General features: G+C 69.4%; 8 protein-coding genes. 3 read left to right on the forward strand and 5 right to left on the reverse strand.

The window, feature by feature from the left end; translation table 11 throughout:
• Positions 1-410, forward strand: a 410-nt coding sequence (locus ACQKIP_RS32980) for an SPW repeat protein (RefSeq protein ID WP_427744993.1), incomplete at its 5' end; no start/stop codon positions are given.
• A gap of 112 nt (positions 411-522) precedes the next feature.
• On the opposite strand, the gene ACQKIP_RS32985 is transcribed toward ACQKIP_RS32980, so the two are convergent.
• The 4 genes from ACQKIP_RS32985 to ACQKIP_RS33000 are packed head-to-tail and all read right to left on the reverse strand — an operon-like array spanning position 523 to position 5,153.
• On the reverse strand, positions 523-1,887 hold the full coding sequence (locus ACQKIP_RS32985) for a GH1 family beta-glucosidase (RefSeq protein WP_365865280.1): 1,365 nt from the start codon (positions 1,885-1,887) through the stop codon (positions 523-525).
• A gap of 53 nt (positions 1,888-1,940) precedes the next feature.
• Entirely contained in the window at positions 1,941-2,837 is an 897-nt protein-coding gene (locus ACQKIP_RS32990) for a carbohydrate ABC transporter permease (RefSeq protein ID WP_365865282.1), read from the reverse strand.
• A complete protein-coding gene (locus ACQKIP_RS32995) occupies positions 2,830-3,822 on the reverse strand; it encodes a carbohydrate ABC transporter permease (RefSeq protein WP_365865284.1) in 993 nt (330 codons plus the stop codon). The genes ACQKIP_RS32990 and ACQKIP_RS32995 overlap by 8 nt, the downstream gene beginning before the upstream one ends.
• 11 nt (positions 3,823-3,833) lie before the next feature.
• Positions 3,834-5,153: an ABC transporter substrate-binding protein gene (locus tag ACQKIP_RS33000; RefSeq protein ID WP_365865286.1), complete on the reverse strand. Its 1,320-nt coding sequence runs from the start codon at positions 5,151-5,153 to the stop codon at positions 3,834-3,836.
• Between the two features lie 188 nt (positions 5,154-5,341).
• Between ACQKIP_RS33000 and ACQKIP_RS33005 the strand changes: the two genes are divergently transcribed.
• Entirely contained in the window at positions 5,342-6,634 is a 1,293-nt protein-coding gene (locus tag ACQKIP_RS33005) for an ROK family transcriptional regulator (RefSeq protein ID WP_365865288.1), read from the forward strand.
• A gap of 3 nt (positions 6,635-6,637) precedes the next feature.
• On the opposite strand, the gene ACQKIP_RS33010 is transcribed toward ACQKIP_RS33005, so the two are convergent.
• Entirely contained in the window at positions 6,638-7,531 is an 894-nt protein-coding gene (locus tag ACQKIP_RS33010; RefSeq protein WP_365865290.1) for a helix-turn-helix domain-containing protein, read from the reverse strand.
• A 142-nt stretch (positions 7,532-7,673) separates the two neighbouring features.
• On the opposite strand from ACQKIP_RS33010, the gene ACQKIP_RS33015 reads away from it, so the two are divergent.
• On the forward strand, positions 7,674-8,098 hold a 425-nt coding region (locus ACQKIP_RS33015), incomplete at its 3' end, for an MBL fold metallo-hydrolase (protein ID WP_427744997.1).

Consider the following 8,098-nt stretch of genomic DNA (forward strand, 5'->3'; position numbering starts at 1 on the left):
ACCCTGACGTATCCGAAATGCGGGATCGGCACGCCCGCGTACTCCGTGGCCAGAGTGTGGCGATGGTGGACGGACCCGTGTTCCTCACGGGCCTCTTCTGCGCCGTCTCCGCCTGGGTGGTCCACTTCTCCGCGAGCCAGCCCGCCCTCGCGACGCACAACCTCATCATGGGCATCGCGATCGGCCTGCTGGGTCTCGGATTCACCGTCGCACCGGCCAGGATGCTCGGACTGAGCGGGGCCATGTGCGCGATGGGCGTATGGATGATCGTGTCGCCGTGGATCGTCGGCAGCAGCCCCGACGCCGGCGTCATCCTCACCAACATCATCATCGGCGCCCTCACCCTCCTGCTGGGCCTCATGTGCGCCGGCGCCGCCATGAAGGAGGGCCGCAGGACGAACCCGACCTGACGCAGAAAGGCGCATCCCCATAAACGGCGGCGACCCCCGGATCGGCGGAGAACCGGGAGTCGCCGTCAGCCTTGGTCAGGCGGGGTCAGTCGTGGTCAGCCGTGCGGACGCGTCAGGCAGCCCGCCGCACCCCGCCCCGGTGCTCGCGGATGATGTCGGCATAGCGCAGGCCGCTGTCCTTGACGGTGCGGACCTGCGTCTCGTAGTCGACGTGCACCAGGCCGAACCGCTTGTCGTAGCCGTAGGCCCACTCGAAGTTGTCGAGCAGCGACCACGCGTAGTACCCGGCAAGAGGTGCCCCCTTGCGCGCGGCGCTCGCGCAGGCGGCGAGATGACGGACCAGGTAGTCGGTGCGCTCCGGGTCGTCGATCGTTCCGTCGGGGCGTACGACGTCGGGGTAGGACGAGCCGTTCTCGGTGACGTACAGCTTGCGCGCCCCGTACTCGTTGGTCAGGCGCAGCAGCAGCGTCTCGATGCCGCTCGCGTCGATCTCCCAGTCCATGCCGGTGCGCGGCACGCCTTCGCGCCGCACCTGGTGGGCGTAGGGCGCGGGGCCCGCGGGGTCGTCGCGGACCACGGCCGGGAAGTAGTAGTTCAGGCCCAGCCAGTCCAGCGGCTGCGCGATGGTCGCCAGGTCGCCCGCCCGCTCGGGGAGTTCGACTCCGTAGACCTCCTGCATGTCGGCGGGGAAGCCGCGGCCGTGCACCGGGTCGAGCCACCAGCGGTTGGTGTGGCCGTCCACCCGGTGGGCTGCGGCGACGTCCTCGGGGCGGTCGCTGGCGGGCTCGACGGTGGAGAGGTTGTTGACGATGCCGATCTGCGCTCCGGGGGCCGCGGCCCGGATCGCCTGTGTGGCGAGACCGTGGCCGAGCAGCAGGTGGTAGGAGGCGCGCACGGCGGCGGTCAGGTCGGTCAGGCCCGGCGCCATCCGCCCTTCGAGGTGGCCGATCCAGGCCGAGCAGAGGGGTTCGTTGAGCGTGGCCCACTGGGTGACGCGGTCGCCGAAGCGCTCGGCGGCGACGGCGGCGTACGCGGCGAAGTGCTCGGCGGTCGCGCGCTCGGGCCAGCCGCCGCGGTCCTGGAGGACCTGCGGCAGGTCCCAGTGGTAGAGGGTCACCGACGGCGTGATGCCCGCGTCGAGCAGTCCGTCGATCAACTGGTCGTAGAAGTCCAGGCCCTTGGGGTTGGCGGGGCCGTCGCCGCCGGGCACGATGCGCGGCCAGGCGAGGGACAACCGGTAGTCGGTGGTGCCCAGTTGCTTCATCAGCGCGATGTCCTCGCGCCAGCGGTGGTAGTGGTCGCAGGCCACGTCACCGTGATCGTCGTTGTCGATCTTTCCGGGGGTGTGCGAGAAGGTGTCCCAGATCGAGGGGGAACGGCCGTCCTCGGCGACGGCTCCCTCGATCTGGTACGCCGATGTGGCCGTGCCCCACGCGAAGTCGTGCGGAAGTGCGGCAAGGTCGATGAGCTCGGACACAGACGTCCTCTCAGACGGGGTTGTTGCGAGGGGATGGTTCGCAAGGGGGTGGGTCACTTGACGGCTCCGGCGGTCAGGCCGGCCACCAGATAGCGCTGCAGGAGCAGGAAGCCCGCGACCACCGGCACGCTCACGACCAGCGACGCGGCCATGATCTGGTTCCAGTAGACGTCGTTCTGGGTGGAGTAGCCCTGGAGGCCGATGGCCAGGGTGCGGGTGCTCTCGTTGGTCATGACCGAGGCGAAGAGCACTTCTCCCCATGCGGTCATGAACGCGTAGACGGCGACCGCGACGATGCCCGGGATCGCGGCCGGCACGACGACCCGGAAGAGCGCGCCGATCGGCCCGCAGCCGTCGACGAGCGCCGCCTCGTCCAGATCCTTGGGCACCGAGTCGAAGTACCCGATCAGCATCCAGATCGAGAAGGGCAGCGAGAAGGTCAGATACGTGAGGATGAGCCCGCCCCGCGAACCGAACAGGGCGATCCCCGTGGCGTTGCCGATGTTGACGTACATCAGGAACAGCGGCAGCAGGAACAGGATGCCGGGGAACATCTGGGTCGACAGGACCGTCACCGTGAAGACGCGCTTGCCGCGGAACTGGTAGCGGCTGACGGCGTAGGCGGCGAAGACGGCGATCACCACGGAGCAGACGGTGGCCGCGCCCGCCACGATCAGCGAGTTCACGAAGTAATCCGCCAGCGGAACCGTCTTCCAGATGTCGATGTACGGGCGGATGGTGAGCCCGCTCGGCACCCAGCGGAACTTGCCCGACACGTCCTCCAGGGGCTTGAGCGAGCTGGACACCATCACGAACACCGGAAGCAGCACGAAGCCGGTGAGCAGCGTCAGGAAGATCCGCCGCGACCAGAGGAACGAGCGGGGCGCCGCCATCGGCGACCGGGGCTTCGCGGCCCCGCGGGGCCGCACGGCCATGCGGGCGCTAGACATGGGCGGACTTCCTCTCGCGGGACGTGACCCACAGATAGACGCCCGTCACCGCGAGCAGGAACAGGAGCAGCAGGACGGACATGGCGGAGCCGGTGCCGAAGTTCCAGGTGGCGAACGAGGACTGGTAGATGTGGATGGAGATCAGGTCCGCCGCCTCGGGCGCCGACCGGCCGAACAGGACGAACGGCGTGTTGAAGTCGTTGAACGTCCACAGGAACAGGACGAGGACGAGGACCTGGTTGACGGGGCGCAGGGACGGCAGCGTGATCCGGCGGATCTGCTGCCAGATGCCGGCGCCGTCGAGCGCCGCCGCCTCGTACATCTCGCGCGGGATGTTCTGCAGCCCGGCCATCATGATGAGGAAGGCGAACGGCCAGCCCTTCCACACCGACACGGTGAGCAGCGCGACGAAGCTGTTGTCGCCGATCAGCCAGAACGGGGCGCTGTCGGTGAGGCCGAGCTGGTCGTGCAGCACGTGGTTGATCAGGCCGTTGTCGCGCTGGAACATGAAGCCCCAGGTGATCACCGCCGCGTACACGGGCAGCGCGTACGGGACGAGGAAGAGCGCCCGCAGGATGCCCCGCCCCTTGAACGTCTCCTGGAGATAGATCGCGGCGGCCGTCCCGATCAGCCAGCAGAGGCCGACGGAAAGGAGCGTGAAGGCACAGGTGATGAAGAACGAGTGCAGCAGTGCCTCGCCCATCGGGGCGTCGAAGTCCACCGCGATCTTGTAGTTGTCCAGTCCCGACCAGGGCGCGGCGCCCCAGTCGCGGATGAAGAACTGCGTGAGCTCCTTGAAGCTCATCGCGGCGCCGATGACGATCGGCAGCAGATGGACGAGCAGTTCGAGCAGCAGCGCGGGCAGCAGCAACAGGTAGGGCAGGCCGATCCGGCGGAGCCGGCCGGGACGGCGGCCCGGGCCGCGCTTCTGCTCCGGGGCCGTCACGGCCTGCTCCCCCGTTTCCTTGATGATGGTCGTGGTCATGGACGCATCACTCACTGCTGGGACATCTGCTGCTGGGCCTTGACCAGTTCGGCCTTCACGGACGCGGTGCTGACCTCACCGCCCTCCGCGGCCTTCGCGAAGAGGTTCTTGACCGCGGTGCCGACCGCCGTCTCGAACTGCGACTCGTCGGGCACCTGGGGAAGGGGCGCGGCGCTCTTGGCGAGGGTGTCGCGCAGGACCTTCAGCTCGGGGCGGTCGAAGGCGGGGTCCTCTTGGGCGGCCTTGACGGGCGGCACGGATCCGTAGGACTTGCAGAGAATCTTCTGCTCGGCGTCGCTCGTCATGAACTTGACGAACTTCAGCGAGCCGTCGATGTTCTTGGTGTTCTTGAAGACGGCCATGTTGATGCCGGCGACCATCGAGTTGGTGGCCTTGCCCTGTCCCGGCGCTCCGGAGCCGACCGGCACGGGTGCCACGCCCCACTCGTCGTCGCTCATGCCCTGGGACTTGAACGTGGTGGCGGCCGCCTGCCACAGCACCATCGCCGTCTTGTCCTTGGCGAAGTCGCTCAGGGACTGGTTCTGCGCGTACTCGGCGTTGCCCGGCGCGATGATCTTGTCTTTCGCCATCATGTCGACGTACTGCTTCACGGCCGCGACCGCGCCGTCGGAGGTGAAGTCGGGCTTGCCGTCCTCGGTGAAGAAGTCCGCGCCGTGCTGCTTTCCGAGGGCGAAGATCTGGTGGATGTTGTTGGAGAGGTTCGACCCCTCCGCGCCCAGGGCCCACTTGCCGCCCTTGGAGATCTTCTTGCCGTCCGCGACCAGCTCGTCCCAGGTGGCCGGGGGCTTGTCTATCCCGGCGTCCTCGAACATCTTCTTGTTGTAGTAGAGGGCGTACGCCATGGAGTACAGCGGGACGGCCGCCGGATCCTTGTCCGGCGCCCCCGCCGAGCCGAGCGCGGACTCCACGAAGCGGTCCTTGCCGCCGATCTTGGCGAAGTTCTTCTCGTCCCAGGGCAGCAGAGCGCCGCTGGCCTGCAATGAAGCGCTCCAGGTGTTGCCGATGTTCAGCACGTCGGGGCCCTGCCCCGACGTCGTCGCGGTCAGGATCCGCTTGAGCAGGTCCGACCAGGGGACGACCTCGAGCTTGACCTTGATGCCCGTCTGCTTCTCGAACTTCTCGAGTTCGGGCTTGAGGATCTTCTTGTCCGCCTCGAGGTTGGGTCCTTGGTTCGACGCCCAGTAGGTCAGCGTCTTCGGCGAGTCGTTGGACCCCTCGCCGCCCGTCGTCGAACCGCCGCCGCAGGCGGAGGCGGTGAGGGCGAGCGAGAGTGTGGCGGCGCCGACGGCGGCGGCTCGGAATCTGCGCATGGCTCCAGGTGTCCCTTCCGGACGAAGGCATGGGTCGGATGGCTCAGCGCCGGCTGGAGGCAGCGCCGCGTTCAACTCTTGAATGACCTCATGACTTAATTTAGGACGTGAGTTAAACCGGCGGGGAAGATACCGTCAAGGGGTCACACAGGACCAACTTCGAGGCAGAGCAGGCCGGAAGGAACCACATGGCTGGGCAGCGCAACGGGCGTACGGTGCACGACCTGCGGCGGGAGAACCGCGCCGCCGTACTGCAGCGGCTGTACTTCGAGGGGCCGATGAGCCGCTTCACGCTCGGGCCCGCGACCGGGCTGAGTTCAGGTTCCATCAGCAACGTCGTGGCAGAGCTGGTGACGGAGGGGTGGGTGGAGGAGGCGGGCAGCGTGGAGTCCGACGGCGGACGCCCGCGTACGCTCCTGCGCGTCGCTCCGGGCCGCGGCCAGCTGATCGGCGTGGACGTCGGCGAGACCCGCGTACGCGTCGAGCTCTTCGACCTCTCGCTGTCCGAACTCGCGCGCACGGAAAGGCCGTTGACGCACAAGGCGCACGACGTCGAGGACATCGCGGAGCACATCCGCGACGGGATCGGCGAGGTGCTCGCCGCGGCGGGCGCGACGAACGAAAGACTCCTCGGCGTCGGGATCGGCGTGCCCGGAATCGTCGCGCACGACGGCGACATCGGTGCAGTCGTACACGGGCAAACCATCGGCTGGGACGCCGTACCGCTCGAATCACTCCTCCGGGACAGGGTCCAACTTCCCTCCGATGTCCCGTACTTCATCGACAACGGAGCCAAGACCCTCGGCCAGGCGGAGATGTGGTTCGGCGCCGGACGCGGGACGCGCAACGCGGTGGTGGTCCTGTTCGGCTCGGGTGTCGGCGCGTGCGTGGTCACCGAGGACGTGGAGCAGGGCCGCGCCCTCGAGTGGGGGCACCTCACCGTGCGGGTGCAGGGCAGACAGTGCCGGTGCGGGGCGCTGGGCTGCCTGGAGGCGTACGCGGGGGCCGAGGCTCTGCTCGAACGGTGGCAGGAGGCGGGCGGGCGGCCGCCGGGCGGCACGGACGAGGAGAGCGCGCTCACCGCCATGCTCGACGCCGCCTACCCGGAGGCCGGCGGCACGGCCGACCCCACGGCCCTGCTGGTCCTCGAAGAGACCGCCGAGTACCTGGGCGCGGGCCTCTCCGACCTGATCAACCTCTTCCAGCCCGAACGCATCCTCGTCGGCGGCTGGGCCGGACTCCAACTCGGGCAGCGCTTCCTGACCGCGGTCAAGCGCTACATCCCCACCTACGCCCTCTCCTACCCGGCGGGCCGCGTCGCCATCGGCCTGGGGCGCCTGGGCCCGGACGCGGTGACGGTGGGTGCGGCGACACTGCCGCTCGCCGATTTCTTCGCGCGGGGCGGCCGGCGTGCCGCGCCGGCGCGCGAGGCCGAACTGCCGGGCTGGCAGACCGCGTTGCAGGGGCGGCAGCCGTCCTAGAGCCTAGGGGCGCACGTGCCCGGTTCGCGGGCGCTCGTCGGCGGCGACGGCCTGGCCGAGGAGGGTCACGGCCTCCCGCGACGGCGAGCCGGGCTCGGTGACGGCGAGCACCAGCTGCTGGTCCACCGCCTGGGGCAGGCTCAGGCTCTGCTGGGTCACGGTGAGGGTGCCGACGAGGGGGTGGCGCATCTCGTAGCTGGCGAAGTCGCAGGGGTGCACCCCGTGGTCGGCCCACATGGCGGCGAACTCGGCGCTTTTGACGGTGAGTTCACCGATGAGCGAGGTGAGCAGCGCGTCGTCGGGGTAGCGTCCCGCGACCATCCGCAGGTTCTCGACGACGGCCTTGGCCTTCGCCGCCCAGTCGGCGTACAGCGCGCGGGTGTGGGGGTCCAGGAACAGCATCCGGGCGAGGTTGGGGCGCTCGGCCGTCCGCTCGGGGCTGTCGGGGCTCAGGTGCGCCGCGAACAGCGCGTGACCCAGCCGGTTCCAGGCCAGTACGTCGGCGCGGCGGCCGCTGACCAGTGCCGGGACGCTCTCCAGGGTGCTCAGCAGGTGCAGCGTGGTGGGCCCGGGGTGCTCGTGCTCGGGCCGCGGACGGCGTGCCGGGGTTCGCCTGCGGCCCGCGTCGGCGAGGTCGTGCAGGTGCCCGCGCTCCGCCTCGTCGAGGCCGAGGGCCCCGGCGACGGCGTCCAGGATCTCCGGGGAAGCGCCCACCGACTGGCCCTGCTCCAGCCGCGTGTAGTACGAGGCGCTGACCCCGGCGAGCAGCGCAAGCTCCTCCCTGCGCAGGCCCGTCACGCGCCGCCGGTCGCCGTAGTCCCGCAGGCCCACGTCCGCGGGACGCAGCCGGGAGCGCCGCGCGTACAGGAAGTCGCCGAGCCGGCCTCGTTCACTCATGTCCCCCAGTCTGCACCGGCCCGCCCGCGCCAGCCTGACCCTGTGCGGGGTAGGCAGCGGCGGGTCTGGCTGACCTGCGCGGACACCGGCGACGGTGGTGATCCGAAGCCACCCCGACCCGGCCACGGAGACCCGCATGGAACTGGCACAGATCGAACTCGGCGACGTCAGCGTCACCCGCGTGAAGGAGTACTACGGCCCCGTCGGCATGACGCCCGGCCAATTCCTGCCCACCGCTCCCGAAGACGCCTGGCGCTCCGACCCCGCCTGGCACGCCCCCGACTTCCTCGACCCGCGGACGAACATCGTCAACTCCGCGGTCCAGAGCTGGCTGCTGCGCAGCGAGGGGAAGACCATCCTCGTCGACACGGGCGCCGGCAACCACAAGGAACGCCCGTACTCCCCCGTCTGGAGCCATCTGCGCACCGACTTCCTGGCCGATCTCGAACGGGCCGGTGCCGCCCCCGAGGACGTCGACATCGTGATCAACACGCATCTGCACGTGGACCACGTCGGCTGGAACACCCGCCTGGACGACAGGGAGTGGGTCCCCACCTTCCTCAACGC

It is taken from the genome of Streptomyces sp. NPDC059900 (assembly GCF_050270335.1).
Lineage (GTDB): Bacteria > Actinomycetota > Actinomycetes > Streptomycetales > Streptomycetaceae > Streptomyces.

Excerpts from the sequence above, each read along its gene's own strand:
- ACQKIP_RS32990 (WP_365865282.1), bottom strand. The coding sequence starts at position 2,837 with ATGTCTAGCGCCCGCATGGCCGTGCGGCCCCGCGGGGCCGCGAAGCCC.
- ACQKIP_RS32995 (WP_365865284.1), bottom strand. The coding sequence starts at position 3,822 with ATGACCACGACCATCATCAAGGAAACGGGGGAGCAGGCCGTGACGGCC.
- ACQKIP_RS33000 (WP_365865286.1), bottom strand. The coding sequence starts at position 5,153 with ATGCGCAGATTCCGAGCCGCCGCCGTCGGCGCCGCCACACTCTCGCTC.
- ACQKIP_RS33005 (WP_365865288.1), top strand. The coding sequence starts at position 5,342 with ATGGCTGGGCAGCGCAACGGGCGTACGGTGCACGACCTGCGGCGGGAG.
- ACQKIP_RS33010 (WP_365865290.1), bottom strand. The coding sequence starts at position 7,531 with ATGAGTGAACGAGGCCGGCTCGGCGACTTCCTGTACGCGCGGCGCTCC.